The sequence below is a fragment of the Dickeya fangzhongdai genome (assembly GCF_002812485.1).
Classification (GTDB): Bacteria; Pseudomonadota; Gammaproteobacteria; order Enterobacterales; family Enterobacteriaceae; genus Dickeya; species Dickeya fangzhongdai.
Window position 1 is genome coordinate 4,785,938 of sequence record NZ_CP025003.1, and the last position, 25,412, is coordinate 4,811,349.

Below are 25,412 nucleotides of genomic sequence, written 5' to 3' on the forward strand. Positions count from 1 at the left end.
GAAAACGAATTCCACTTCCCCATACAGGCGGCATATATCCTGAATTATTTACGTCGCCGCAAATCCCCGGCCGCTTACTCAGGTAAGTGGCTGGAGCGAGCAACAACGGATCTGCAACATGAAGTATGGCGGGTATATTTATTCCGAAATATTGCTGCCCTGCCGGCCGATATTCTTTTTACCTTCCGCCAATGCAGACGCATTCATCAGCCATAATGTTTAACGACGTTAAATGTTTTAGTGGATGATATTTTTATCAGGCAACCACTGGCCTGTCGTTATCCTGCCCGCCTATTTCCCCGCTCACCGTACCAACCAGCTGTCGTATACATTTTGTTAAAAAGTTAATTAACTAAAAAATCATTTCGTTACCTACCGCTAACAGGTTGAGATCAATTCGCGACGGATTATTTCCGCTATGGATCGCTTCGGCAACGTTTTCGTCGCCAGCGCCCATCACGACCAATACGCACAGTTCGCTTCACACCAGGAATGCGAATCCATTCATGACGGCAACACTAAAATAGAATAAGGCACATGATGCAGATACTAAAAAATATGAAACTCGGCGCTATGCTCGGATCCGGTTTTATACTGGTCATCCTGATAGGCTTTATCGTCGCGATTTTCGGACGCAGCCAGCTGATTCATGTGGGCAATAATCTGGATTACCTGTCCAATATTCGCCTGAATAACCTGATTGCCATGCAGGAAATTAAGGACAACCTGAATGCGGCCGCCCGCATTATTCGGGAAAGCGCCATACAGACCGACGCCGCCCACCTCGCTCAGGAAAAACACGATCTTGAGCAGCTCATCGACCGTAACAACGACTTGCTCAGGCAGTTGGATGAAAAACTGAAGCTGAAAAAGTCACGCGAATTGCTGGCGCAAATTAATCAGGCGCGCCCGCCTTATTCCAATGCGGTACGGAAAGTGATTGAACTGAGCATGTCCGGCCAGCAGGAACAAGCCCGCACGCTGATTCTGGGCGACCTGTTGACCACGCAGACCGTGCTGTTCAACGCGATGGACACCATGATCACCGAACACAAGAACGACACCATCGCCATGTCGCAACGTTTCATGGCGGATGCCAGCTACTCCGGCACCCTGCTGTTGATCGTGACCGCCATCAGCGCCCTGCTGGGCGCCGTGGTAGCCTGGCTGATCACCCGCCGGGTGAAAGGACAGTTGGGCGGCGAACCGACTTATGCCTCGCATATCGCCCAACAGGTGGCGCAGGGCGACCTGTCCGTCGATGTCATGCTGAAAACCAGCGACCACCACAGCCTGCTGGCCGCCATGCGCGCGATGCGCGACAGCCTCAGCCATATCGTCAGTCAGGTGCGCCAGAGCAGCGAATCCATCGCCACCGGCTCGCAGCAGATTGCTATGGGCAACGCCGATCTCAGCCAGCGCACCGAAGAGCAGGCCGCCAGCCTGCAACAAACCGCCGCCTCGATGGAGCAAATCAGCCAGACTATTCGCCAGAACGGCGACACGGTGCGCGAAGCCGCCCAGCTCGCCACCACCGCCAGCCAGACGGCCGCCAAAGGCAGCGAAGTGGTGAGCGACGTCATTCGCACTATGGAAGAGATAACCACCAGCTCACGCAAAATCGGCGACATTATCAGCGTCATCGACGGCATTGCTTTCCAGACCAACATCCTGGCGCTGAATGCCGCGGTGGAAGCCGCCCGCGCGGGTGAACAAGGCCGCGGCTTCGCGGTGGTGGCCGGCGAGGTGCGTTCGCTGGCGCAGCGCTCCGCTTCCGCCGCCCGGGAAATCAAAGAACTGATCACCGAGAGCATGGAAAAGGTGGAAAGCGGCTCGCAGCGCGTCGGCCACGCCGGCGTCACCATGGAAGAGATTGTCTCTCAGGCCCATCATGTCGCGGAATTGATTCAGGAAATCGGCGTAACCACCTCAGAACAGGAATCCGGCATCGGCCAGATCCATCAGGCGGTCAGCCAGCTCGATCAGGTCACCCAGCAGAACGCCGCACTGGTGGAACAGTCCGCCAGCGCCGCCGACAGCCTGAACGCTCAGGCTGGTCATCTGGTACAACTGATGAATGTGTTCGTCCTCGCCAGTCACACCGTTCAGCCGCAGCGGTCACACGATGACAGCGCCGCCTGGCGTCTGGCGCTGGCGTCACGCTAACCCACCGCGCAAGCGGCATATCGGGCAAGCCGTCGGGGAGGAGGAAAAACGCCGACTCCCCGAATTATTGTGCGTAGCCACGCTGCGCGCCCGACCGTCAGACCTGTACATCAATCGAGACATTACCCGCGGGGCCGACAGACAGATCGACGCTGACTCCGCCTCCCGTCATGCTCATCGACTGAACCGTCTTCTCCGTGTCGGCAATATATTGATTTATGGCCTGAATCTGTTTTTGGGCTTCTTTGTCGTCGTTTCTGCTGGCATGTTTCACCATCGCCAGCAGCGATTTCAGCTCGCGGACGGCATCCTGCACCGACTTCGCATCCGCCCTGCGCTGCTGCGACCCGGCGCCCCGTTCGGTGATTGCGGCCGCCACGCTCTGCAATTGCTCCGCCTCCTGCGCGGATGCGTCCCCATCGCTTTTGGCCGCCGCTGACGCCCCGGCTGCGTGGTCACTACCGTCCCCCGCCCCCTCGGATTCGGCAGACGCGCTCTCGCCCGCGGCGGACACCGCCATCGCCCCGGAAAGCGCGGAAGCGGAAGTATCGCCACTGCCGTTAGCAACAGCGCCGGACTGATTTTCGCCGCCCGCCACGCCCGCCGCTCCGGTATTAGCCGCGCCGCTCCCCCCGCCTTCATTCAGGGTTTTAGCCGCCTGGCCCAGCTCTGCGGCCAGTTGGCGGATTTCGCGCAGCACGCCAGGAGGAACCGACTGACCGACCAGCGACAGCATCATCATCTTCAGCATCTGGATGCGCCGTTTGATTTGTTCGATGCGTCCGCGCGCCAGATCCTGATCAAAATCGTTCATTTTGCTCATATTGGTCCGCATTGCGGTATCAATCCGTTTACGAACCTCGTCGCTGAATTGCACCAGCACGGAGGTAACCGACGGTTGCTCCTGGGAAGCATCCGCTTGCGCGCCGGCACGAGTCGTACTACCGGCGCCAGTATCAGTTTTGGCATTCTGCGCCGATGTACCCGCGGCAGAACGGTTGAAAGAGATGGGAGAAGTCATCGGGAATCCTGTGCAGTGCCTGTCATGAGTCATCAGCAAAGACTCAGCATGGAGGGTGTAGTCACACACCATCAGGCCGAATCTTTCTGACACATATTGAAACATAACGGCACCGCGCCCGCCGTCTTTAGGCCCGCGGTCTGTTAAAACATAAATATGCGTGAACCGTCGGACGGCGCCACGCACGCGGTTGGGCGCGCCCGCCGGGCTGGCGTCACTTTACCGGAGCGTTTCCCGGCCTTGTTGACAAAAAAATACACAGGGAGGCGATTAGACAAACGGCAAAACGCCGCTCATAGTCAAATGAGTAGTTCAAATAATCATCGCTTGTCGCTGTCGTTCGGATCGAGTGCGACGCTGTTCGACAAGCCTGAATCCAGGCCGCGCCTGCAATGATGCGTGACGTATGCCTAAGCCGGCATCCATTCTTTTGCTCTCGCCCGATTTAGGCGAGGGTCCAGCACCAGACCAAAGCAGTAGCGTGGCGGTATCCTTTAACGGGCGTGCATGGTACAGCGTCTGCGCCTCGTCATTGAACGCAAACATTCAGCACTCGCGGGGCCAGCTTCCAAACCGCGGGCGGATATTGCCGTTGGATGCCGGGGCGACCAACCTGCAACAACAACACCGGAAAAAAGGGTCACAACCCAATAAATAACGGGCGTGTCAGGCCTTAACCGTAATAGCGACGGCGGCGTGATACCCCTTTCGTTCTGGCATCGCCATCGTGCACGCGGGCGTTTACACACAGGCAAGAATATTATGAACTTATTCAAAAAGATGAAGTTGGGCACGCTGCTCAGTATCAGCTTTGCCGCCGTCATTATCATTGGCTTTCTGGTCGCCAGTTTCGGTCGTTTTCAATTGCACCAGTTAAGCGGAAATATCGAAACGCTGGCGCAAAACCGATTGGTTAAACTGGTTCTTATCCATACCTATAAAGACAATATTAATATTGTCGCCAACGCCATTCGAAATATGGTCATGATGACCGACACGGCGCAAATGGAAGCGGAAAGCAAACGCATCAGGGAAACCATCGATAAAAGCACGGAGATTATCAATACATTCAGCAGTATGACCGTTTCCCCGGATGCGAAAGTATTATTGAAACATCTGGAAAACGTACGGCCTGAAAATATTCAGGCTTTGAAAAAGGCTGAAGCGCTGGCGCTGGAAAACCGGGATGAAGAGGCAAAAGCGGTTATTCTGAATGAATTCCAGCCGGCGCAAAATAAAGTCTTCAACGCCATTGATGACATTATCAATTATCAGAAAAACGCCACCACCGACCTGGCGCACAGTTCGGAACAGCTGGCGGATAACGCCGGGCAAGCCATGCTGACGCTGGCTATCATCGCAATGGCGATCGGCAGTCTGGTGGCCTGGTTTATTACCCATCAGGTGAGAAGCAAGCTGGGCGGCGAACCGGCGGACGCCGCCAGCATCGCCCAACAGATCGCGCAGGGCAACCTGATCACGAATATCCCAGTACGGGATAAAGACAGCGGCAGCGTGCTGGCCGCCATCGACCAGATGCGCGGCGGGTTGATCAACATCGTCGAGCAGGTCAGCCAGAGCAGCCATGCGATCGCCTCGGGCGCCAATGAAATCGCCGCCGGCACCAATGACCTCAGCCAGCGCACCGAAGAGCAGGCCGCCAGCCTGCAGCAAACCGCGGCGTCTATGGAGCAAATCAGTAACGCGGTCAGCCATAACGTCGAAACCATCAGGCTGGCGACCGAATTGGCCAACGCCGCCAGTCTGACTGCCTCAAAAGGCAATCAGGTTGTGGGAGACGTGGTCGCCACCATGGCGGACATCACCCAGAGCTCACATCAGATCGTCGAAATCATCAGCCTGATCGACAATATCGCCTTCCAGACTAACATTCTGGCGCTGAACGCCGGGGTGGAGGCCGCCCGGGCGGGCGAAGAAGGCAAAGGCTTTGCGGTCGTCGCCCACGAGGTGCGTTCGCTGGCGCAAAGCTCCGCCTCCGCCGCACGCGAAATCAAATCGCTGATCGGCGAAAGCGTGAAGAAAATTGAAACCGGCTCCGACCGGGTCAATCTGGCGGGCAGCACCATAAGCGAGTTGATGGAACAATCCCGTCAGGTGGCGCAACTGATCAACGAGATAGGCATTACCACCAACGAACAGCAGCAAGGCATCGCGCAGATTAACACCGCCATCGCCCAGCTGGATCAGGTCACTCACCAAAATGCGGCGCTGGTTGAAGAATCCGCCTGCGCTACCGACAACCTGAATCATCAGGCGGCGCATCTGGTGGAGGTCATCAGCGTATTTGTGGTGGACGACGTGATTTCCCGCAAGCGGCTGGACACCCTGGACGAGCACTCATTGGTGCCGGTCGCCGGTCAGCAGTTGGTCATACACTGAAAACGCTGCCTGTCGCACGGCAACCGACACTACGGGTTGCCGTGCGCTAACCAAAAGGCGTCGTCATCAGAACTGCTGGGCAATCGACGGCAGCTCGCGCTCCAGAATCGCAATCATGCTGTCGCGCACGGGATCGCTGCCGGCGCTCATCCAGGCGGCGGCCAGCGGCAATCCTTTGCATGACGAGGCGTCCTGACGCCGAATGGGGATAAACCGAACATTCGGCACCGACATGCGGGATACCCAGCGCGGCATGATCGCGCCGCCAACCTCCGCCGCCACCATATTGATAATGGTCTGTTTTTCATCCGCTTTTTGCACCACGTTCGGCTTCAGCCCCGCGTCGCTAAACAGGTTCATGGTCAAATCATGGCTGTGCGGCCGCGCGCGCCGGTCAGGCACAATCAACGGCAGGGCGGCAAGATCCTGAATCCCGACGTCCTGATGCCCCGCCAGTTCATGGTGTTCCGCAATCGCCAGCACCACGTTTTCATACAGCAGAAAGCGCGTCGTTAACCAGGGTGCCCGACGCTCCGGAGGGCGGATAAAAATCAGGTCCAGACGACCGGATTTCAGCCTGGGCAACAGGCGGGAGGTTTTATCTTCGTGAATCTGTACATTTACCTCGGGATACGCCTGACGAAAAAAGTGCAGCAGATGCGGAATCAGGCCGATGGCGGCGCTATCGATCGCCCCCATGCGCAGAATGCTGGCGTTCACCCTTCCCTGACAGCGAAAGCGGGTCGCCAGCGCATCGGCGTCAGCCAGCAGTTTGCGGCTTTCTCCCAGCAGGGTTTGCCCGTCCGGCGTCAGCGCCACGTTACGCGTCGAGCGAATAAACAGCCGGGTGCCCAGGCATTCCTCCAGTAAACGAATATGCCGTCCCAGCGCGGAAGGCAGCATATCCAGCCGCTGAGCCGCATGGCCGAAATGCAGGGTTTCAGCAACGGCAATAAAACAGCGCAGCTGGTTAAGCTCCATTCTCTTCCTCAGGCGATTATGTGAAATATTTGAATAAGAGCCTATCCCAAGAGGCGTAATTGGCGCAGCCAGTTTGGACTCGGACAGCGCGGAGACAACATGCAACGCATGTTGAACGGACAATACTTGTCCGGCCCAACGGGCGAGCGCAGCGAGTAAACCGGAGCGTACACGTAGTACGTGAGGATTTCGAGCACTGCCCAGGGCCAAAATGGCAAGTAAAATAGCCCTATTGGGATAGGCTCTAAATAATAACGCTGTTTTTTTTCTGTACAACCGCTGGGGAATAGTTCTTTGCGTCATAGCTGATCTTTATCACAGAATGGAAAATTGATTCACGCGCATTCTGTTATGTTATTTTTAATCAACCGTAAAAATACGGTCATCATCAGGCATAAAATACGTGAAACATTGATCGACGTCATTCTATTACCCCCTCACTCACGCACCACGCCGAATTATACGAATTATTTATATAAACGCTGATGGATGATCGGCATTCCACGCCAGTGCATAGTCACCTCGCTTATTTCCATGACCCTTGTCGCCTTGTCTGGCGTCATTTTTATTACCCTATTTTTATCAATCTGGAATGCATCATGAAAAAAGACCTTGAAGGTGCGGCACTCAAAAAAATAACCTGGCGAATAGTGCCTTTTGTCATGTTCGCGTATTTCATCGCTTTTTTTGATCGTATCAATATCGGTTTCGCCGCATTAACCATGAATCAGGATTTGGGTTTTTCCTCGACGGTATTTGGCATCGGCGCCGGCATGTTTTTTATCGGCTATTTCTTCACGGATGTTCCCTCCAATATTATTTTGCAAAAAGTCGGCCCGCGTATCTGGCTGGCGCGCATTATGATTAGCTGGGGAATTGTGGCCGCCTGCATGATATCGGTAAAAACCGTTACCGGTTTTTATATTCTGCGTTTTTTCCTCGGCGTGGCGGAAGCGGGGTTCTTTTCCGGCATTATTCTTTATCTCAGCACCTGGTTTCCGGTCAAACGCCGCGCTCAGGTGATCGCGTTTTTTATGGCGGCGGCGCCCATTTCATCCATGTTGGGCTCGCCGCTGGCCGGCGCCATTCTGAGTTTTCATGGCGTGATGGGGATGACCGGCTGGCAATTCATGTTTCTGCTCGACGCCGTCGCCGCCATCCTGCTGGGCGGGTTCACCTTCTTTTATCTGAATGACAAGCCGGAAAAAAATACCTGGCTGAATGAGGAGGAAACGCAATGGCTGGTGAAAACGCTGAAAGAAGAAAAGGCCGCCAGAAGCAGTGAAACCAAAACCAGCGCGCTGAAAGGATTGACGGATATTCGTGTATTAACGCTGGCGCTGGTGTATTTCGGCACCTCCGCCGGTTTGTATTCGTTAAATATCTGGTCGCCGCAGTTTATTAAATCCTTCGGTTTGAGCACGCTGCAGATTGGCTTTATCAACGCCATTCCGGCGGCCATTGCCGTGGGTGCGATGATTTTCTGGGCCAGACATTCGGACGCCACCCGCGAGCGCACCTGGCATGTGGTCAGCGCCTGTATTCTCGCCAGCCTCGGCTTTGTGCTGGCCGGCGCCGTTCATTCCCTCGGTTTCGCCATGCTGGCGCTGGTGCTGGCCAGCATCGGTATTTATTCCTGCAAACCGCCATTGTGGAGCATTCCGTCACTGTTTTTATCCGGCCCGGCCGCCGCGGCGGGACTGGCCGCCATCAACTCCATCGGCAATCTGGGCGGTTTCTTCGGCCCGGCGATTATCGGCTGGTTAAAAGAAAAAACCGGCGATTTTTCCCTCGCGCTCTATGCCATTGCGGCGCTGCTTTTATTGTCCGCCCTGTTAACGCTGCTCATTGAAGTCAGCCGTAAACGTAAGGTCATGAAAACGTCGATGGCCTGATGAATCGCGCCATTAACGCATTTTTAGATGCCTGCCCCATTAGGCTCTTACACCCGGAGGTTATTGTGAATACTGAATCCATATCGGAATTAATTGATGTCATGACCCGTTTTACCGGCTATGTCGGCAAACGGCTGCCCACCGACGTCATTAAAAAGCTGGAAGAATTACGAGCCAGGGAAGATAGCCCGCTGGCCAAAGTGGTCTACGACTCTATGTTCGAAAACCAGAAACGGGCGGATGAGCTGGACCGCCCCTGCTGTCAGGACACCGGCGTCATTCAATATTTTATCACCGTCGGCGCCCGCTTCCCGTTTATCGGCGATCTGGAACACGTGTTACAGCAGGCCACGCTGGAAGCCACCAAAAAAGCGCCGCTGCGCCACAATGCGGTGGAAACCTTCATTGAAAAAAATACCGGCACCAATACCGGTTCGCGCGTGCCCTGGCTGGACTGGGAAATCATCCCTGACGACGACCACTGCACCATTGAAGTCTATATGGCCGGCGGCGGCTGCTCGCTGCCCGGCGCGGCCAAGGTGCTGATGCCGGGGCAGGGCTACGAAGGCGTCAACCAGTTCGTCTTTGATGTGATCACCTCCTACGGCGTGAACGCTTGCCCGCCGCTGCTGGTGGGCGTGGGCGTATCCACCTCGGTGGAAACCGCCGCCCGCTTATCCAAGAAAGCCATTCTGCGACCGGTCGGTTCCTCACACCCCAACGCCGACGCCGCCAAAATGGAAAAACTGCTCGAAGACGGGCTGAATCAGGTTGGGCTGGGGCCGCAGGGGCTGGGCGGCGCATCGTCGGTGATGGGCGTCAACATCGAGTCCTCCGCCCGTCACCCTTCCACCATCGGGGTCGCGGTATCCACCGGCTGCTGGGCGCATCGCCGCGGCACCATCCGTTTCTCCGCCGATCTGTCCTATGAAATCCTGTCTCACGAAGGTGCCGTATTATGAAAAAGATTCTGACCACTCCCATCAAAGACGAAGACCTGGCTGAGCTGAATATCGGCGATGTGGTTTACCTGACCGGCACGCTGGTGACCTGCCGCGATGTGGCGCATCGCCGGTTGATTGAGCTGGGGCGCGAACTGCCGGTTGACCTGCGCGGCGGCGCTATTCTGCACGCCGGCCCAATCGTGGTGGAAAAGGACGACGGCACCTTCGACATGATCTCCATCGGCCCAACCACCAGTATGCGCATGGAAAAATTCGAAAAAGAACTTATTGAGCAGACCGGCGTGAAACTGATTGTCGGCAAAGGGGGCATGGGGCCGAACACCGAGGCGGGCTGCCAGCAATTCAAGGCGGTACACGCGGTGTTCCCCGGCGGTTGCGCGGTGCTGGCCGCCACCTGCGTGGAGAAAATCGAAGACGCGCAATGGCGCGATTTGGGGATGCCGGAAACCCTGTGGGTCAACCGGGTGAAGGAATTTGGTCCGCTGATCATCTCCATCGACACGCACGGCAATAACCTGTTCGAGAAAAACAAGCTGACCTACAACGAACGCAAGGTGCCGGTGATCGCCGACATCAACGAGCAGATTCGCTTTATCAAATAACGTCCCACACCGGTTGGGCGACACGCGACGAGCTACCGGCCCGGCGCGTCGCCCCGGTGTTCAGCAACGGAACACATCTATGAAACTGGCAAGTTTTATCAATCCGCAAACCGGCGCGAAAAGCGTCGGTTTGGTGAACGAAGGGGGCCTAATCGATTTGGGCCACCGTCTGTCCGGCCGCGTTACCGATCTGGCGGCGCTGCTGCGGGCCGATGCGCTGACGACCCTGCCGCAACACGGCGCCACCGCAGATTTTCATCTCGATGAGGTGACGTTTCTGCCGGTCATCGAACGGCCGTCGAAAATCCTGTGCGTCGGCATGAACTACATGGAAAAGCGTATCGAATTTGAACAGACGACCGACGCGCCGACGCTGTTCATCCGTTTTGCCGATACCCTGTGCGGCCATCAGCAGCCGTTGCTCAAGCCGGCCTCCACCAACGAGTTTGACTATGAAGGCGAACTTGCGGTGATCATCGGCAAACACGCCGACAACGTCAGCCGCGACAAGGCGCTGGATGTCGTGGCGGGTTACAGCTGCTTTATGGATGGTTCGGTGCGAGATATGCAGTACAGCTGGTTTACCTCCGGCAAAAACTGGCGCCGTACCGGCGGTTTCGGCCCCTGGCTGGTCACCGCCGACGAGATTGGCGACCCGCAGCGGCTCAGCATCAGCACCTATCTGAACGGTAACCGGGTACAGCATGACAACACCGGCAATATGGTGCGCTCCGTCGCCGAACTGATCGAATACATTTCACGTTTCACGCCGCTGTCGCCCGGTGATGTGATTATTACCGGCTCGCCCGGCGGAGTTGGGAAAAAGCGCACGCCGCCGCTGTTTATGCGGGAAGGCGACGTGGTGGAAGTGGAGATCGGCGGGATTGGCCGGCTGGTTAACCGCATCGCGACGCCGCAGCCTGCCGACGGTAGCCATGCGCCCCGTCCAGTATCTTGCGCCGTCTGAACAACCGCTGCCGGATGGCAGCGGTTATCATCGTCATCGGTTACAACGATCAATCACAGCGCGCGACGCAGGCGGGCGACCGCCTCGTGCATCTGCTCTTCGGTCGCGGTGGCGAACGACAGACGCAGCGTGGACTGGTCCGGCCGATCGGCGAAGAAGAACTCGCCGGGCACGAACACCACCCCCTGCGCCAGCGTTTTCTGCAGCCAGGCGGTGGTATCAAACGGCTGACGGAAACGCGCCCACAGGAACATGCCGCCTTTCGGCTGGTTGAAGCTGATCACATCGCCCAGCTCACTGGCCATCAGTTCGGACAGCAGTTCGCCTTTCTGGCGGTAAGCCTGACGGATCTTGTCAATCTGCGCCGGCAGACGCCCGGTTCCCAGATAGTATTCCACGATAGTCTGAGACAGCGAGCTGGCGTGCAGATCGGCGGCCTGTTTGATGATCGCCACTTTGTGCAGCAACCAGTCGGGCAGAATCGCCCAGCCCAGACGCAGCCCCGGCGCCAGAATCTTGGAGAACGACGAGGTATAGACCACGCGATCGGCGTGTCCGGCTTCCTGCGCCAGCTGATAAATGGTGGCGTGGCGTTCTTCGGTGAAACGCAGTTCGCCGTACGGGTCATCTTCCACGATCAGGAAATCGTGACGGGCGGCCAGCGCCACCAGTTGACGACGACGCGCGTCGCTCAGGGTGACGCCGCTGGGGTTGCCGAAATTCGGCACCAGGTAGACGCCCTTGATGCGCGTCGTTTCCAGCAGGGCGGCCAGTTCGTCCACCACCATGCCGTTTTCGTCGGACGACACCGACATCACCTGCGCTTCCGCCAGTTCCAGCGTTTGCAGCGCCGCCAGATAAGTCGGGCGCTCCACCACAAAGATATCCTGCGGGTTGGTGGTGGCGCGCATCACCAGATCCAGCGCCTGCTGAGAACCCGCCGTCACCACGATGTCCTGCGCCTGCGTGCGGACGCCACGCAGCGCGCACAGTTCGGCGATACGCTCGCGCAGCAGCGGGCTGCCTTCGGTCAGGCCATACTGGAACGCCGATTTCGGCTGCTCGGTAATCGCCAGTTGGGTCGCTTCATTCAGTCCCTGGAAATCAAACAACGCATCAGAAGGAATGCCGCCCGCCAACGAAATCACGCCGTCCATTTTGCTGTGTTTGAGCAATTCACGAATCGCGGAGCTTTTCAGGCGCGCCATGCGCTGCGCCAGTAACCCATCCGTTGACATGTTGAGTCTCACTTATTTTTTGAAAAAGTTATGATAGAACAACGGGCCGGAGGAGGCCGGCCCGATAAAGGTGTCGTACATAAGCAGTTTAACCGCCAAGGTAGGCAGAACGCACGGCTTCGTTAGCTAACAAAGCATCGCCGGTGTCTTCCAGCACCACGCGGCCGTTTTCCAGCACATAACCGCGATCCGCCAGACGCAGCGCCTGATTGGCGTTCTGCTCCACCAGGAAGATGGTCATGCCTTCTTCGCGCAACTGCTGGATGGTGTCGAAAATCTGCAAAATGATGATCGGCGCCAACCCCAGCGACGGTTCGTCCAGCAGCAGCAAACGCGGCTGGCTCATCAGCGCGCGGCCGATAGCCAGCATCTGCTGCTCGCCGCCGGACATGGTGCCGGCGCGCTGGACGCGACGTTCATACAGCCGCGGGAACAGGTCGTACACGCGCGCAATGCGCTGCTGATACTGTTCGCGGCTGGCGAAGAACCCGCCCATCGCCAGATTCTCTTCCACCGTCATGCGGGAAAATACCCGGCGGCCTTCCGGCACAATGGCGATAGCTTCGCGCATGATGCGCGCCGTCTGCCAGTCGGTAATGTCCTTGCCGTCGAAAACGATCGACCCTTCCGAGGCGCGCGGCTCACCGCACAGCGTTCCCAGCAGGGTGGTTTTGCCCGCGCCGTTGGCGCCAATCAGCGTCACGATCTCGCCCTGATTGATATGCAGGCTCACCTGATGCAGCGCCTGAATTTTGCCGTAGTGCGCAGAAACCTGATTCAATGACAACATACGTTTTATCCTTCACCCAGATACGCACGGATAACATCCGGGTTGTTACGAATTTCAGCCGGGGTGCCATTCGCCAGCGGCGTACCCTGATTCACCACGTAAATCCGGTCGGAAATGCCCATCACCAGCTTCATATCGTGCTCGATCAGCAAGACAGAAACCTGGTGGTTGCCGCGCAGGTCGATAATCAACTCGTTGAGTTCTTCCGTCTCTTTCGGGTTCAGGCCGGCGGCCGGTTCATCCAGCATCAGCAATTCCGGACGGGTCACCATACAGCGGGCGATCTCCAGCCGACGCTGCTGACCGTAAGCCAGGTTCCCCGCCTGACGGTTCGCCAGATCGAGCAAGCCCACCCGCTCCAGCCAAACGGCCGCGCGCTGCTGGGCGTCGGCTTCGGCGCGGCGAAACGCCGGCGTCTTCAGCAGACCGGCGAACACGCCGCTCTTGAGGTGCTGATGTTGCGCTACCAGCAGGTTCTCAATCACCGTCATTTCACGGAACAGACGCACGTGCTGGAAGGTGCGCACCACGCCCATGCGGGCAATCTGCTGGCCCGGCAAGCCTTCCAGATGCTGGTCACGCAACAAAATGGTGCCGCCGGTGGGGCGGTAGAAACCGGTCAGGCAGTTAAACACCGTGGTTTTACCGGCGCCGTTGGGGCCGATCAGCGACACTACCTCGCCCTGATGCAAATCCAGCTCGACGTTGTTGACCGCCAGCAGGCCGCCGAAGCGCATCATCAGGCCCCGGACCGACAATAATGGCTGCGTACTCATGCCTGCTCTTCCTTCTTCTCAATCTGCAACTTCATCTGCGGGCGTTTCATCGGCAACAGCCCTTGCGGGCGCCAAATCATCATCAGCACCATCAGGGCGCCCAGCAGCAGCATGCTGTATTCGTTCAGGTCACGCATCAGCTCACGAGACACCACCAGCAGAATGGCGGCCAGAATCACCGCAAACTGCGACCCCATTCCGCCCAGCACCACGATCGCCAGCACGAAGGCCGACTCGACGAAGGTGAAGGATTCCGGGCTGACGAACCCCTGACGGGCGGCGAACAGCGTCCCGGCAAAACCGGCGAACGCCGCGCTGATGGTAAACGCGGTCAGCTTGATTTTGGTCGGGCTCAGGCCCAGCGAACGGCAGGCGATTTCATCTTCACGCAGCGCTTCCCAGGCGCGACCCAGCGGCATACGCAGCAGACGGTTGATGATAAACAGCGTCAGCAATACCAGCAGCAGCGCCACCATGTACAGGAAGATGATGCGATCGCTGGGGTCATAGGTCAGGCCAAAGAAGTGATGGAAGGTATCCCAACCGCCTTCGCGCGGCGAACGGCTGAACTCCAGACCGAAGAAGGTCGGCTTCGGAATCTGGCTGATGCCGTTCGGCCCACCGGTGAAACCGGTATTGTTGAGCAGCAGGATACGCACGATTTCGCCAAACCCGAGGGTGACGATCGCCAGATAGTCGCCGCGCAGCCGCAGCACCGGGAACCCCAGCAGGAAACCGGACAGCGCCGCCGTCAGGCCCGCCAGCGGCAGACACTGCCAGAAGCCAAGACCGTAGTAGTGACTCAACAGCGCGTAGGTGTAGGCGCCGATAGCGTAGAAACCGCCGTACCCCAGCACCAGCAGACCGGACAACCCCACCACCACGTTCAGGCCGAGGCCCAGAATGATGTAAATCATGGTCAGCGTGGCGATATCCACAGTACCGCGCGATACCACAAACGGCCAGGCAACCGCGGCGATGATCAGCGCCAGCGCCAGCAGTTTCTGCCGCGGCGTACTGCCGTCAAAGCTCGGCAGCACAAAACCGGGGCCGGACACTTTCTTCGCCCCCTGAGCCAGCGCAGGCCGCAGCAGTTGAAACAGGAACACCAGCGCGCAGGCGGCGCCGATCCAGTACCAACGCACTTTTTCCGCGCCGTGCACCACCAGTTGAGTCCCATCCAGACTCAGTTGCATTCCCATCACGAACGTGGCCAGTACCAGCAGCACCAGCGCCGATACAACGGCATTAACCAGCGTGTGCAGTTTCATACCTTCTCCACCTCCGGACGGCCAAGAATCCCGGTCGGCATGACCAGCAGCACCACAATCAGCAGCGCGAAGGACACCACGTCCTTGTATTCGGTGCTGAGGTAAGCGGAGGTCAGCGCTTCGGCGATACCCAGCACCAGACCGCCGATCATCGCTCCCGGAATACTGCCGATACCACCCAGCACTGCGGCGGTAAACGCTTTCATCCCGGCCATGAAGCCGATATAGGGGTTAATCACGCCATAGAATTGGCCCAGCAACACCCCGGCCACCGCCGCCATCACGGCGCCGATGACGAAGGTCAAAGAAATCACGCGGTCGGTGCTGATGCCCAGCAGGCTCGCCATTTTCAGGTCTTCCGCGCAGGCGCGGCAGGCGCGCCCCATGCGGGAGTAACGGATAAACAGCGTCAGCGCCAGCATCGCCAGGAAGGTGACAATCCAGATGGTGAGCTGCATGGAGGAAAGCGTAGCGGCAAAACCGTTGCTTTCGCCCAGCACCCACTGGCCGTGGATCAGGCTCGGCAGCGCCACATCGCGCGACCCTTGCGTCAGGCTGACGTAGTTCTGCAGGAAAATCGACATGCCGATGGCGGAAATCAGCGCGATCAGCCGTTTGGAATTGCGCACCGGCTTATAGGCCACACGCTCGATGCTCCAGCCGTAGGCGCTGGAGATCACCACCGCCGCGATGAACGCGACGCCGATCAGCAACCAGCCGGCGTCAATGCCCATCATCATCAGGGCGGCAATCACGATAAAAGAAACATAACTACCGATCATGTAGACCTCGCCGTGGGCGAAGTTAATCATGCCGATAATGCCGTAAACCATGGTGTAGCCAATGGCGATCAGCGCATAGGTGCTGCCCAACGTCACGCCGTTGAACATCTGCTGAAGGAAATAGAGGAACTGCTCGGACATACCTTAACCTTAGACATTGCCCCCGCAGCCTGACGGCTGAGGGGGCATCGGTATTGGGAGTATTACGGATTCGGTCAATTACTTCACGGGAGAGGAAGTACCGTCTGCGTGCCACTCGAATACGCCAAATTCAAACCCTTTCAGGTCGCCTTTTTCATCCCAGCTCAGCGGGCCCATCACCGTGTCCACGGACTTGGCTTTCAGGTCGGCCGCCAGCTTGGCCGGCTCGGTGCTGCTGGTACGTTGCATCGCGGTGGTCAGCGACTGCAGCGCGGCATAAGTGGTCCACACGAACGGGCCGGTCGGGTCCAGTTTCCTGGCTTTCAGCGCGTCGACGATCGGCTGGTTGGCCGGCACCTGGTCATAACGCTTCGGCAGCGTCACCAGCATGCCTTCGGACGCCGCGCCTGCAATGTTGGACAGCGACGAGTTACCCACGCCTTCCGGTCCCATGAACTTGGTGGTCAGGCCGGCAGCGCGCGCCTGACGCAGAATCTGCCCCATTTCCGGGTAGTAGCCGCCGAAATAAACGAAATCGACGTTCTCTTTCTTCAGGCGCGCCACCAGCGTGGAGAAGTCTTTATCCCCGGCGGTCACCCCTTCGAACAGCACCACGTTGGCGTTGGCTTTTTTCAGGCTGTCCTGCACGGCGCGAGCCAGGCCTTCGCCGTACTGCTGTTTGTCGTGCACCACGGCGATACGCTGCGGTTTCACGTGTTCCAGAATGTATTTCGCCGCAGTCGGGCCCTGGTCGGAATCCAGACCGGTAGTGCGCAGAACCAGCTTGTAGCCACGGGTAGTCAGGTCAGGCGCAGTGGCCGCCGGCGTAATCATGATTACGCCTTCATCCTCGTAAATGTCGGATGCCGGCTGCGTGGACGACGAGCACAGATGACCGATCACGTAGTGGATACCGTCGTTGATCACCTTGTTGGCGACGGCAACCGCCTGTTTCGGGTCGCAGGCGTCATCATATTCCACACCCACCAGTTTGTTGCCGTTGACTCCGCCTTTGGCATTGATATCGGCAATCGCCTGACGGGCGCCGGTAAACTCCATATCGCCGTACTGCGCTACCGGACCGGACATGGCTCCGACGATCGCGACCTTGATATCCGCAGCGTTCACCGCATGGCTCATCGCCGCTGCCAGGCATCCCATCAGCAGCGCGTTACCTTTGCTTAATTTCATCCGTTTTACCCCATCTGTCATTTTTGGATATTGCTATAATTATTGTCATCAACCGCTATTACTCGCACTTTTTCATAAGTAATAACGAGTTAGGCTCTATTATAAGCAATAGTTTGTAATAAGACTTTATTATTCATGATATTAAACAGGAGTTTTATGCTGTAAATCAACTGGGATTCTCAGTAAAACACGGTGTAAACAGCATAAAATACCGCTCTTAAAATCCGTATTTTGTTTCTAAAATAGTCAGTTATGCTGGTTTTACCACTGAGAGATAATTGATTACTCGAAAAATTAATGGCAGAGAAACCTTTTTCCCTGATAACCGTACAGAAAAAGTTACACAACCCTTTTTCTACAGGTTCGCTACAATATTCTTAAGAATTAACAGGAGCACCCGCGTATGAGACTCTCGGTTGAACGCCTCACAAAAATCAGCGAGCAGGACAGGCATGATTTGGCCCATATCTGGCCACACCAGAATTTCGACGCGCTGGAGCGCGACCTGAACCATGAGCATCGTCTGTTTGCCGCCCGTTTTAACGGCCATCTGCTGGCGGGCGTCATCGTCGAAATCGACAATAACAGCGACAGCGCGGAACTGACCGACCTGCAGGTCAGAACGTCCACCCGGCGGCATGGCGTCGGTAAGTATCTGGTGGAAGAAGTGCTGCGCGCCTGCCCTGACGTTAAGGAATGGTGGCTCGACGCCGCCGACCATGCGCTGGTCAGCGAAGCGGTGATGGACACATTCATGCAGTCCTGCGGCTTCTATCCGGTATCCGGCGGCTGGGAATATGTCGTTAATCAGGAAGAGAAATAAATAGCAGGAAAAGCAGTGGCGCCCGTAGGACAGACGGCGATAAAAAAACTTCGGGTGATAAAACAAAACGACCGGGCGGCTTGCGGCTGTCCCGGTCGTTTACGATGAATAATGCGTTAGCTGCGGCCTGCGTTACGCTTCAATGGCCGCCCGCAATTTCTTCATGGCATTCTTTTCCAGCTGACGTACACGCTCAGCGGACACGCCGTAATGATCAGCCAGTTCCTGCAACGTGGACTTATTGTCGTCATCCAGCCAGCGAGCGCGGATAATATGCTGGCTGCGTTCGTCCAACCCTTCCAGCGCATAGGACAACTTGTCCGCCGCATGGGTTTCCCAGTTGTCCTCTTCAATGCCATCGGCAAAGTCGGAAGATTTGTCCTGCAGGTACAGCATCGGCGCCATCGGCTGGCCCGGCTGCGCATCATCTTCCGGCGACGGATCAAACGTCATGTCCTGCGCGGCCATGCGGGATTCCATTTCGCGGACATCCTTGCTGGTCACACCCAGTTCACGCGCCACCAGTTCCACTTCGTCCTGATTAAACCAGCCCAGACGCTGCTTGGTCTTACGCAGGTTGAAGAACAGCTTGCGCTGCGCCTTGGTGGTCGCCACCTTGACGATACGCCAGTTACGCAGCACGTATTCGTGAATTTCGGCCTTGATCCAGTGCACGGCGAACGACACCAGGCGTACGCCCACATCCGGGTTGAAGCGGCGCACCGCTTTCATCAAGCCGATGTTGCCTTCCTGAATCAGATCCGCCTGCGGCAGGCCGTACCCTGAATAGTTACGGGCAACATGAATAACGAAACGCAGGTGTGAAAGAATCAGCTGCTTGGCGGCGTCCAGATCCCCGTGATAATGCAGCCGTTCAGCCAGCGCCCGCTCTTCCTCCGCCGTCAGCATCGGATAGGCATTGGCGGCACGGATGTACCCTTCCAGACTGCCCTGGGGAACTAAGGCGAAAGTTTGCATATCTTTGGTCATTCCACCCCTCTCATAGATCATTCAAATCGTTGCGCATCATCGAACAGCATACCGATCTTTGCTGCACTTTCTGTGCCTAAAAACAGAATTACTGTGCCCAAAAACCGGATTAACGCTAGTTCTGGATTAACTCTGGTTAGAGTGTGATTGACTGCACAAGTTCCACTTTTGCCCCTCTTATTTTACCTGTCAAGATGGACGTCGTGGGGTGCAGGCTGGCGAGTGATGAAGGAAGGTGCGCATCGAAGACGCTGGCAATACGCTTCCCTCGCTGCTCGCCGCTATCACGAGGGAAGAGTATACCAGAAAACGCCCGCGCCGGGCGTCAATACAGATTATTCCGGTGTAAAACGGCGTAAATGTTGTACCGTTGCCAGCCAGGCGGCCAGCCAGCCAATCATCACCGCGATCAGAATCAACAATAACGTTTCATCCCAGCCCAGCCCGCGCACCGTGAAGGTGGTGCCGAACACCGCCGCCACCTGCGTCACCGCGCTCGACAGTTTCCACACCAGCGCCTGCGACAGAATCAGCGACAAGATAGCACCGCAGAACCCCAGCAGCGCGCCGCCATGCAGGAACGGCCGCAGGATGAAACCGTCGGTGGCGCCGATCAGCTTCATCACATTGATGGTTTCGCGGCGGCTGAAAATGCTTAGCCGCACGCTGTTGCCGATCACCAGAAATACCGCCGCCACCATCAGAATCCCGATGGTAGCCGCTATCTGGCCCACCAGTCCGGTCAACGCCACCAGACGGGAGAACCAGCTGTCGTCCATGCGGACCTCGGCCACGCCCTGAACGGCGGCGATGCGATCGCGCAGGGTGTTGAGCGTCTGGTTATCCTGAAAACTCAGTTTGGGCGAGACGACCGCCACCGCCGGCAGCGGATTCTCCTCCAGCATATCCAGCGCGCCGCCAAAGCCGGACCAGTTGCGGAACTCGCCCATCGCCTCGTTGCGGGACAGGTAATTAACCTTGTCTACGCCTTCTTCCGCCTTGATCTTGCCAATCACCGCTTCGGCGGCGTTGTCGTCCAGCGATTTGTCCAGATACACCGTCAGTTGCGGCGTGGGATACCACTGCGACGCCGCCTGACTGACGTTTTTCCACACCAGATAGCAGATGCTGGGCAGCGTTAGCGAAATAGCGATCACCATGATGGTCAACAATGTCGCCAGCGGTTGGCGCAGCATATCGCGCAGCGTATTGGCCCAGGCATAACGCCACTGTTCCTGCCAGCCGCCTTGCAGAGAGCGGGTTTTGCTTCCGGCTCGCTGCGCGCGGGTATTATTCGCCATCGTGACCTCCCAGCATGCGCCCCTGCGACAATGTCAGCACCCGGTAATGGCGGCGGGCGATAAGCCCGGTATCGTGCGTAGCCATCAACACCGTGACGCCCACGCGGTTAAACTCTTCAAACAAGCGCAGAATGCCTTCGGACAGCGCATCATCCAGGTTGCCGGTCGGTTCGTCCGCCAGCAGCACGGCCGGTTTGTTCACCACCGCGCGGGCGATACCCACGCGCTGCTGCTCACCGCCGGAGAGCTGAATCGGATAGCTGCGCGCCTTGTCGAGCAGCCCGACTTTATCCAGCGCCGCCGACACCCGACGGCGGATATCTTCGGCGCTGGCGCCGGCGATAACGAGCGGCATGGCGACGTTTTCATACACCGTGCGATCCATCAGCAAATGGTGATCCTGAAAGATCATGCCGATCTGCCGACGCAGAAACGGCACCTCGCTTTTCCTCAGGCGGCTGATATCGTGACCGCCGAACAGGATGTGGCCCGCGCTTGGGCGCTCAATCCCGCAAATCAGTTTCAGCAGGGTACTTTTCCCCGCGCCAGAGTGACCGGTCAGAAATACCATCTCGGCCGGGCGGATATGAAAGTCCACCCCTTGCAACGCCTGACGGCCGCCGAGATACGCCTTACTGACCTGCTCAAACCGAATCATCCGTTTTAATCCTCACGGGCAAACAGGGCTTCAATAAAATCATCCGCCTTGAACGGCCTTAAGTCATCGATACTTTCCCCCACCCCGATGTAACGGATGGGAATGCCAAACTGGTCGGCGATGGAGAAGATCACCCCGCCCTTGGCGGTGCCGTCCAGTTTGGTCAGCGTGATGCCGCTCAGTCCGACCGCCTCGTTGAACAGTTTGGCCTGACTGACGGCGTTCTGACCGGTGCTGGCGTCCAGCGTCAGCATCACTTCGTGCGGCGCGTTTTCGTCCAGCTTCTTCATAACGCGCACGATCTTCTTCAACTCCTCCATCAGGTGCGATTTGTTCTGCAAACGCCCGGCGGTATCGGCGATCAGCACGTCGACGCCGCGCGCTTTGGCGGCCTGCAGCGCATCGAAGATCACCGAGGCGGAGTCCGCGCCGGTATGCTGCGCCACCACCGGCACATTATTGCGCTGGCCCCACACCTGCAGCTGCTCCACCGCCGCCGCACGGAAGGTATCGCCCGCGGCCAGCATCACCGACTTGCCCTGCGCCTGATATTGCCGCGCCAGTTTGCCGATGGTGGTGGTTTTACCCACGCCGTTGACACCCACCATCAAAATGACGAACGGCGTCTTGCTGTCGATATCCAGCGGCGCATCCACTTTCGCCAAAATGTCGCTCATTTCCGTTTTCAGCAACGCAATCAACGCTTCGGCGTCTTTCAGTTGCTTGCGGCTGGCGTGCTCGGTCAGCCGATCGATAATTTTACGGGTGGTTTCCACCCCGACGTCGGCAATCAGCAGTTGCTCTTCCAGCTCGTCAAACAGATCGTCGTCAATTTTCTTGCCGCGAAACAGCCCGACAAATCCGGACCCCAGATTCTGGCGGGTTTTCACCAGACTGCGTTTCAGGCGAGCGAAAAAACCCTCTTTGGTCGGGCGTTCCTGCTCCTGCGACACCACCGGCGCAGCCGGAGCAATCACCGTTTCGGGCTCGGACTCGACATCGTCTTCCGCTTCCGCGTCTGTCTGCGGTTCAGCGACGGGCGCGGCCGCCTCTGCTACCGTTTCCGGCGGTTCGACCGGCGTCGGCGGTACCTCCGCCTCAGCCTCAATCGGTTGCGATTCTGGCGGCGGCGTTTCCCCGGTTTCAGCCAACGTACTATTCAGCGCCGGCTGCTCCGGCGCTTCATCGCTCGTGTGCTGCGCCGGTTCCGGAGCGGCGGGCGTTGCGTCATCCGCCTGCGGCGCTTCCGGTGACGGTTGCGGTTGTTCGGTTTTATCCTCGTCCTGACGTCCTAACCCCAGCCAGGAAAAAAATCCGCGCTTTTTCTCTTTCGCCATCGTGTAATTGCGCTCCTGCCACCCAGTGCGGCTAATCAATAACCAATAGAAGTCAATAAAACAACGAGTTTAACACTTTCCCGCCGCCAGCAACACGCGCCGGACCACCGGGGAGGGCGACAATCTCCGTAACCAGGTGTGTCAAACCCAGGCTATGTCCACTGATTTGAGGGATTTTTCCGCGCCGTCTCCCATTAACTGCATCTTTACATTTGCTACACCGGCTGGCGCCGTTAGAATAACGCCTCATCAAATCCGGCGGGCCGCCGCCGGTACCTCATTTCAGCAAAATACAGGCTATGGCAAAACATCAAGCGACATCCGCACCCGGTCAAATCCGCATCATTGGCGGTCAGTGGCGCGGCAGAAAACTCCCCGTGCCGGACAGCCCCGGTTTGCGCCCCACCACCGACCGCGTACGCGAAACCTTGTTCAACTGGCTGGCGCCGGTGATTCAGCAATCACGCTGTCTGGACTGTTTCGCCGGCAGCGGCGCGCTGGGGCTGGAAGCGCTGTCGCGTTATGCCGCTCACGCCACGCTGCTGGAAGCCGAACGCAATGTGGCGCGTCAACTGACGCAGAACCTGTCGCTGCTGCGCGCCGACAACGCTGAAGTGGCGAATGCCGATACGCTGCAATGGCTGGCTAAACCGGCTCCGCAGCCTTACGACGTGGTGTTCCTCGACCCGCCGTTTCGCCGCGGTTTGTTGGACGATACGCTGCGGTTGCTGGAAGCCGGCGACTGGCTGGCAGAGGAAGCCTGGATCTATATTGAAACTGAAGCGGAAAACCGCACGCTAGCCATCCCGTCCACCTGGACGCTGCATCGGGAAAAAACCGCGGGGCAGGTTTCCTACCGTCTTTATATCCGTCACGCATCCGACGCGACCCCAGGAGGCAACGATGAGCATCTGGATTAACCTTGGCCGGCTACTGATGTTGGGCGTATGGGGATTTTTGGTTATGAACCTGATTCACCCTTTTCCCCGCCCGCTGAATATTTTCATGATCCTGGCGATGGGATTCATGCTGCTGATGCACGGCGTGCAGTTCCTGCTGCTCAAAGCGAGCCAGCCCAAAGACGCGCCGCCGCTCAGCGGGCTGCTGCAATTGCGCATCTTCCTGTTCGGGGTATTTGAATTGCTGGACTGGCAGCGCAAACAGCCGACGCCACCGCGCAAACGGCGTTGACCGGCAGACTCGCAATCCGGGGAAACGGCGACGCGATACCGCAAAGCGCCGCCGGACAGGTCAGGGTTTCTTACCTGGCAGAGAAGGGAAATGGGTAACGTTGTCGCCCAGTTCCGAAATACGCGCGCTATCGCGTTCACGCCCGGTCACGGCGTCAATACGAATCACCGCCTGCAGCGGAATATAGCTGCGATCGACGCCGGCAAACTCCGTTTTCAGTTTTTCCGTGGTCGGGTCAACCAGCACGGCGGAAGGGTTGTCGAAAACAAAGTCGGCGATTTCAATAAATCCGAACAGATTGCTCTGCACCAGCTCGCGCACATACAGCTGATAGTTCTTGCCGTTATTCATGAACTGAATGCGGTAAAGTACGGGTTCATTGCTCATTAAAGGTTCGTCTCCTCCGACAGACCGCCGGGTATCATTATTCCGTCACAAAAACTGGCCGCTAACATAGCATGAAGCCCGGCGACCCGCAGCCCCGCGCGGACGGAGACGCGCTGTCGGAACGAATCCGCGCAGGATCCGCCTACTATACTTAGGCTGGCTGCGCCCGCTGGGATAACAAACATTGCCGGGTACGTCAGCAAGAAAAGACGGTGCGCCGACTTTCGCCGCATGGCGGAGTTCCACCCGATTCACCACGTTTAAGGACACTGTATGCTCTGGTCTTTTATTGCCGTATTTTTTTCCGGCTGGCTGTATGTCGATGCCAGTTACCGTGGTCCGGCCTGGCAGCGTTGGCTGTTTAAACCCGTCACCCTGCTGTTGATGATGCTGATGGTCTGGCAAACGCCGATGCTCGGCATCCCCGGTTATCTGGTGGTGCTGGGGCTGGCCGCGACGCTGGTCGGCGACGCGCTGATGCAGCTCTCCGGCGATAAACTGCGGTTCGCGCTGTCGGCCTATCTGGCGTCGCACCTGCTCTACACCATCAGCTTTTTCGCCTCCCGGCCATCGCTGGGGTTTTTCTGGCCGCTGCCGCTGGCGCTGATTATTCTGTCGGCGTTGTTGCTGGCACTGCTGTGGTCGCGGCTGGAAGCCGAGCGCCTGACGGTCACCTCGCTGGTGCTGGTGACCGCCTTCATGGCGTGGGTGGCGGGGGAACACTACTTCGCGCTGGGCAACGAATCCAACTTCTCGCTGCTGGTGGGTACGCTGCTGTTATTTGCCGGCCACGCCATCTGGCTGGTGAACCACTTCCGCGTGAACTTCCGCGCCCATCAGGCGCTGGTCGCCATCTGCTACTTTGGCGGCCACTTCCTGATAGTACGCTCGCTTTACGTCTAGCGACAGCGGCCTTCCGGATTGGCCGGAGGGCCGTAAGCCGGTGCTCACGCGCCTTTGCGCAGCAGGTAACGATAAGGCAATTGCTCGGTCATCTGCGCCAGCAGCTCATGTTCCATATAACGGCAAAAGCCGGGGATATCGCGGGTGGTTGCCGGATCGTCGGCGATAATCAGCAGGGTTTGCCCCGCCTCCATCTGGCGCACCGTCTTGCGCACCATCATTACCGGTTCCGGACAGCGTAGCCCCTGAGCATCCAGAGTGCGGTCCGGATTGGCGAACATATCGGTCATTCAGCGTCTCATTAACGATTGTCGAACAAATTGCGGCTTAGTTTACGCTTCCCGCAAAGGGGGGCAAGCCGCGCGGTTTAGCAGGCCGCAATAAGCGGCGAATAACGCGTGACGGCAGTGAATGTCTCTCCCTTTTAGGCGCCCTCCGCCTTGATCGCGGTCAGTTGAGCCTGCGCTAATTACACGCATAATTGAGACATCGCCTAACGATTGCAAAGCCGCAACAACGCGGTATGATGCCGACACGTTAGCGTTAAAAAGGCGCAGATACCCTAAATAACTCGAGTTGCGTTGGCCCTTCGGGGGTAAGGCCATGTATGTGGGCCGAGTCATGCCGCAACGTGAA

Annotated in this window: 24 protein-coding genes; 10 read left to right on the forward strand and 14 right to left on the reverse strand. The window is 57.7% G+C overall.

The features are described 5' to 3' along the window. The first annotated feature begins 540 nt into the window (after positions 1-540). A complete protein-coding gene (locus CVE23_RS21490; RefSeq protein WP_038917452.1) occupies positions 541-2,166 on the forward strand; it encodes a methyl-accepting chemotaxis protein in 1,626 nt (541 codons plus the stop codon). 97 nt (positions 2,167-2,263) lie between these two features. Here the strand turns inward: CVE23_RS21490 and CVE23_RS21495 are convergent, their stop codons facing one another. Beyond that, positions 2,264-3,187, reverse strand: coding sequence for a TrbL/VirB6 family protein (locus tag CVE23_RS21495; RefSeq protein WP_100850304.1), 924 nt, complete (start codon positions 3,185-3,187; stop codon positions 2,264-2,266). Between the two features lie 762 nt (positions 3,188-3,949). On the opposite strand from CVE23_RS21495, the gene CVE23_RS21500 reads away from it, so the two are divergent. Beyond that, positions 3,950-5,587 carry a methyl-accepting chemotaxis protein gene (locus tag CVE23_RS21500; protein ID WP_038917449.1) on the forward strand — a complete coding sequence of 546 codons (1,638 nt, stop codon included), beginning with the start codon at positions 3,950-3,952 and terminating at the stop codon, positions 5,585-5,587. 66 nt (positions 5,588-5,653) lie between these two features. Here the strand turns inward: CVE23_RS21500 and CVE23_RS21505 are convergent, their stop codons facing one another. Next, positions 5,654-6,568 (reverse strand): LysR family transcriptional regulator, encoded by a 915-nt coding sequence (locus CVE23_RS21505; RefSeq protein ID WP_049853776.1) that lies wholly within the window; start codon positions 6,566-6,568, stop codon positions 5,654-5,656. Between the two features lie 599 nt (positions 6,569-7,167). On the opposite strand from CVE23_RS21505, the gene CVE23_RS21510 reads away from it, so the two are divergent. From CVE23_RS21510 to CVE23_RS21525, 4 genes are all read left to right on the forward strand, one after another. Then, entirely contained in the window at positions 7,168-8,463 is a 1,296-nt protein-coding gene (locus CVE23_RS21510) for an MFS transporter (RefSeq protein ID WP_100850305.1), read from the forward strand. Between the two features lie 101 nt (positions 8,464-8,564). Further along, on the forward strand, positions 8,565-9,425 hold the full coding sequence (ttdA, locus tag CVE23_RS21515; RefSeq protein ID WP_373287828.1) for a L(+)-tartrate dehydratase subunit alpha: 861 nt from the start codon (positions 8,565-8,567) through the stop codon (positions 9,423-9,425). Continuing rightward, entirely contained in the window at positions 9,422-10,030 is a 609-nt protein-coding gene (ttdB, locus tag CVE23_RS21520) for a L(+)-tartrate dehydratase subunit beta (protein ID WP_100850307.1), read from the forward strand. The genes ttdA and ttdB overlap by 4 nt, the downstream gene beginning before the upstream one ends. A gap of 79 nt (positions 10,031-10,109) precedes the next feature. Further along, the gene (locus tag CVE23_RS21525; RefSeq protein ID WP_100850308.1) at positions 10,110-10,997 is read left to right on the forward strand and encodes a fumarylacetoacetate hydrolase family protein; all 888 of its coding nucleotides are present in this window, start codon (positions 10,110-10,112) and stop codon (positions 10,995-10,997) included. A 53-nt stretch (positions 10,998-11,050) separates the two neighbouring features. Here the strand turns inward: CVE23_RS21525 and CVE23_RS21530 are convergent, their stop codons facing one another. The 6 genes from CVE23_RS21530 to CVE23_RS21555 form a co-directional block, all read right to left on the reverse strand. Then, positions 11,051-12,235 carry an aminotransferase-like domain-containing protein gene (locus tag CVE23_RS21530; protein ID WP_049853779.1) on the reverse strand — a complete coding sequence of 395 codons (1,185 nt, stop codon included), beginning with the start codon at positions 12,233-12,235 and terminating at the stop codon, positions 11,051-11,053. A gap of 88 nt (positions 12,236-12,323) precedes the next feature. Then, positions 12,324-13,025 carry a high-affinity branched-chain amino acid ABC transporter ATP-binding protein LivF gene (livF, locus tag CVE23_RS21535; protein WP_038917444.1) on the reverse strand — a complete coding sequence of 234 codons (702 nt, stop codon included), beginning with the start codon at positions 13,023-13,025 and terminating at the stop codon, positions 12,324-12,326. 5 nt (positions 13,026-13,030) lie between these two features. After that, a complete protein-coding gene (gene livG, locus CVE23_RS21540; protein ID WP_038664417.1) occupies positions 13,031-13,801 on the reverse strand; it encodes a high-affinity branched-chain amino acid ABC transporter ATP-binding protein LivG in 771 nt (256 codons plus the stop codon). Further along, the gene (locus CVE23_RS21545) at positions 13,798-15,072 is read right to left on the reverse strand and encodes a high-affinity branched-chain amino acid ABC transporter permease LivM (RefSeq protein ID WP_038917443.1); all 1,275 of its coding nucleotides are present in this window, start codon (positions 15,070-15,072) and stop codon (positions 13,798-13,800) included. The genes livG and CVE23_RS21545 overlap by 4 nt, the downstream gene beginning before the upstream one ends. Then, a complete protein-coding gene (livH, locus tag CVE23_RS21550) occupies positions 15,069-15,995 on the reverse strand; it encodes a high-affinity branched-chain amino acid ABC transporter permease LivH (protein WP_038664411.1) in 927 nt (308 codons plus the stop codon). Before livH ends, CVE23_RS21545 begins: the two co-directional genes overlap by 4 nt. Positions 15,996-16,073: 78 nt before the next feature. Beyond that, on the reverse strand, positions 16,074-17,186 hold the full coding sequence (locus tag CVE23_RS21555; protein WP_038917441.1) for a branched-chain amino acid ABC transporter substrate-binding protein: 1,113 nt from the start codon (positions 17,184-17,186) through the stop codon (positions 16,074-16,076). 403 nt (positions 17,187-17,589) lie between these two features. Here CVE23_RS21555 and panM point away from each other — a divergent pair, with 403 nt between their 5' ends. Beyond that, complete coding sequence (gene panM / locus CVE23_RS21560) at positions 17,590-18,009, forward strand: aspartate 1-decarboxylase autocleavage activator PanM (RefSeq protein WP_038664405.1); 420 nt, start codon at positions 17,590-17,592, stop codon at positions 18,007-18,009. Positions 18,010-18,141: 132 nt separating this feature from the next. Here panM and rpoH read toward each other — a convergent pair whose 3' ends face one another. From rpoH to ftsY, 4 genes are all read right to left on the reverse strand, one after another. Next, positions 18,142-18,999 (reverse strand): RNA polymerase sigma factor RpoH, encoded by an 858-nt coding sequence (rpoH, locus tag CVE23_RS21565; protein ID WP_038917440.1) that lies wholly within the window; start codon positions 18,997-18,999, stop codon positions 18,142-18,144. A 335-nt stretch (positions 19,000-19,334) separates the two neighbouring features. Continuing rightward, the gene (gene ftsX / locus CVE23_RS21570; protein ID WP_038917439.1) at positions 19,335-20,300 is read right to left on the reverse strand and encodes a permease-like cell division protein FtsX; all 966 of its coding nucleotides are present in this window, start codon (positions 20,298-20,300) and stop codon (positions 19,335-19,337) included. Further along, positions 20,290-20,958 (reverse strand): cell division ATP-binding protein FtsE, encoded by a 669-nt coding sequence (gene ftsE / locus CVE23_RS21575; RefSeq protein ID WP_038917438.1) that lies wholly within the window; start codon positions 20,956-20,958, stop codon positions 20,290-20,292. Before ftsE ends, ftsX begins: the two co-directional genes overlap by 11 nt. A 5-nt stretch (positions 20,959-20,963) precedes the next feature. After that, positions 20,964-22,295, reverse strand: a complete 1,332-nt coding sequence (gene ftsY, locus CVE23_RS21580; protein ID WP_100850309.1) for a signal recognition particle-docking protein FtsY — start codon at positions 22,293-22,295, stop codon at positions 20,964-20,966. Between the two features lie 299 nt (positions 22,296-22,594). Between ftsY and rsmD the strand changes: the two genes are divergently transcribed. Both rsmD and CVE23_RS21590 read left to right on the forward strand, forming a co-directional pair. Next, positions 22,595-23,215: a 16S rRNA (guanine(966)-N(2))-methyltransferase gene (gene rsmD, locus CVE23_RS21585; RefSeq protein WP_038917435.1), complete on the forward strand. Its 621-nt coding sequence runs from the start codon at positions 22,595-22,597 to the stop codon at positions 23,213-23,215. Next, positions 23,205-23,486, forward strand: coding sequence for a DUF1145 family protein (locus CVE23_RS21590; RefSeq protein ID WP_038920753.1), 282 nt, complete (start codon positions 23,205-23,207; stop codon positions 23,484-23,486). The genes rsmD and CVE23_RS21590 overlap by 11 nt, the downstream gene beginning before the upstream one ends. Positions 23,487-23,546: 60 nt before the next feature. On the opposite strand, the gene CVE23_RS21595 is transcribed toward CVE23_RS21590, so the two are convergent. Next, entirely contained in the window at positions 23,547-23,873 is a 327-nt protein-coding gene (locus CVE23_RS21595; RefSeq protein WP_038664391.1) for a DUF1820 family protein, read from the reverse strand. 273 nt (positions 23,874-24,146) lie between these two features. Between CVE23_RS21595 and CVE23_RS21605 the strand changes: the two genes are divergently transcribed. After that, positions 24,147-24,776, forward strand: a complete 630-nt coding sequence (locus CVE23_RS21605) for a lysoplasmalogenase (protein ID WP_100850310.1) — start codon at positions 24,147-24,149, stop codon at positions 24,774-24,776. Positions 24,777-24,820: 44 nt separating this feature from the next. On the opposite strand, the gene tusA is transcribed toward CVE23_RS21605, so the two are convergent. Further along, positions 24,821-25,066 (reverse strand): sulfurtransferase TusA, encoded by a 246-nt coding sequence (tusA, locus tag CVE23_RS21610; RefSeq protein WP_038917431.1) that lies wholly within the window; start codon positions 25,064-25,066, stop codon positions 24,821-24,823. Positions 25,067-25,412 lie beyond the last annotated feature (346 nt).

Coding starts and splice junctions, on each gene's coding strand:
- CVE23_RS21490 (WP_038917452.1), top strand. CDS start 541: ATGCAGATACTAAAAAATATGAAACTCGGCGCTATGCTCGGATCCGGT.
- CVE23_RS21495 (WP_100850304.1), bottom strand. CDS start 3,187: ATGACTTCTCCCATCTCTTTCAACCGTTCTGCCGCGGGTACATCGGCG.
- CVE23_RS21500 (WP_038917449.1), top strand. CDS start 3,950: ATGAACTTATTCAAAAAGATGAAGTTGGGCACGCTGCTCAGTATCAGC.
- CVE23_RS21505 (WP_049853776.1), bottom strand. CDS start 6,568: ATGGAGCTTAACCAGCTGCGCTGTTTTATTGCCGTTGCTGAAACCCTG.
- CVE23_RS21510 (WP_100850305.1), top strand. CDS start 7,168: ATGAAAAAAGACCTTGAAGGTGCGGCACTCAAAAAAATAACCTGGCGA.
- ttdA (WP_373287828.1), top strand. CDS start 8,565: ATGACCCGTTTTACCGGCTATGTCGGCAAACGGCTGCCCACCGACGTC.
- ttdB (WP_100850307.1), top strand. CDS start 9,422: ATGAAAAAGATTCTGACCACTCCCATCAAAGACGAAGACCTGGCTGAG.
- CVE23_RS21525 (WP_100850308.1), top strand. CDS start 10,110: ATGAAACTGGCAAGTTTTATCAATCCGCAAACCGGCGCGAAAAGCGTC.
- CVE23_RS21530 (WP_049853779.1), bottom strand. CDS start 12,235: ATGTCAACGGATGGGTTACTGGCGCAGCGCATGGCGCGCCTGAAAAGC.
- livF (WP_038917444.1), bottom strand. CDS start 13,025: ATGTTGTCATTGAATCAGGTTTCTGCGCACTACGGCAAAATTCAGGCG.
- livG (WP_038664417.1), bottom strand. CDS start 13,801: ATGAGTACGCAGCCATTATTGTCGGTCCGGGGCCTGATGATGCGCTTC.
- CVE23_RS21545 (WP_038917443.1), bottom strand. CDS start 15,072: ATGAAACTGCACACGCTGGTTAATGCCGTTGTATCGGCGCTGGTGCTG.
- livH (WP_038664411.1), bottom strand. CDS start 15,995: ATGTCCGAGCAGTTCCTCTATTTCCTTCAGCAGATGTTCAACGGCGTG.
- CVE23_RS21555 (WP_038917441.1), bottom strand. CDS start 17,186: ATGAAATTAAGCAAAGGTAACGCGCTGCTGATGGGATGCCTGGCAGCG.
- panM (WP_038664405.1), top strand. CDS start 17,590: ATGAGACTCTCGGTTGAACGCCTCACAAAAATCAGCGAGCAGGACAGG.
- rpoH (WP_038917440.1), bottom strand. CDS start 18,999: ATGACCAAAGATATGCAAACTTTCGCCTTAGTTCCCCAGGGCAGTCTG.
- ftsX (WP_038917439.1), bottom strand. CDS start 20,300: ATGGCGAATAATACCCGCGCGCAGCGAGCCGGAAGCAAAACCCGCTCT.
- ftsE (WP_038917438.1), bottom strand. CDS start 20,958: ATGATTCGGTTTGAGCAGGTCAGTAAGGCGTATCTCGGCGGCCGTCAG.
- ftsY (WP_100850309.1), bottom strand. CDS start 22,295: ATGGCGAAAGAGAAAAAGCGCGGATTTTTTTCCTGGCTGGGGTTAGGA.
- rsmD (WP_038917435.1), top strand. CDS start 22,595: ATGGCAAAACATCAAGCGACATCCGCACCCGGTCAAATCCGCATCATT.
- CVE23_RS21595 (WP_038664391.1), bottom strand. CDS start 23,873: ATGAGCAATGAACCCGTACTTTACCGCATTCAGTTCATGAATAACGGC.
- CVE23_RS21605 (WP_100850310.1), top strand. CDS start 24,147: ATGCTCTGGTCTTTTATTGCCGTATTTTTTTCCGGCTGGCTGTATGTC.
- tusA (WP_038917431.1), bottom strand. CDS start 25,066: ATGACCGATATGTTCGCCAATCCGGACCGCACTCTGGATGCTCAGGGG.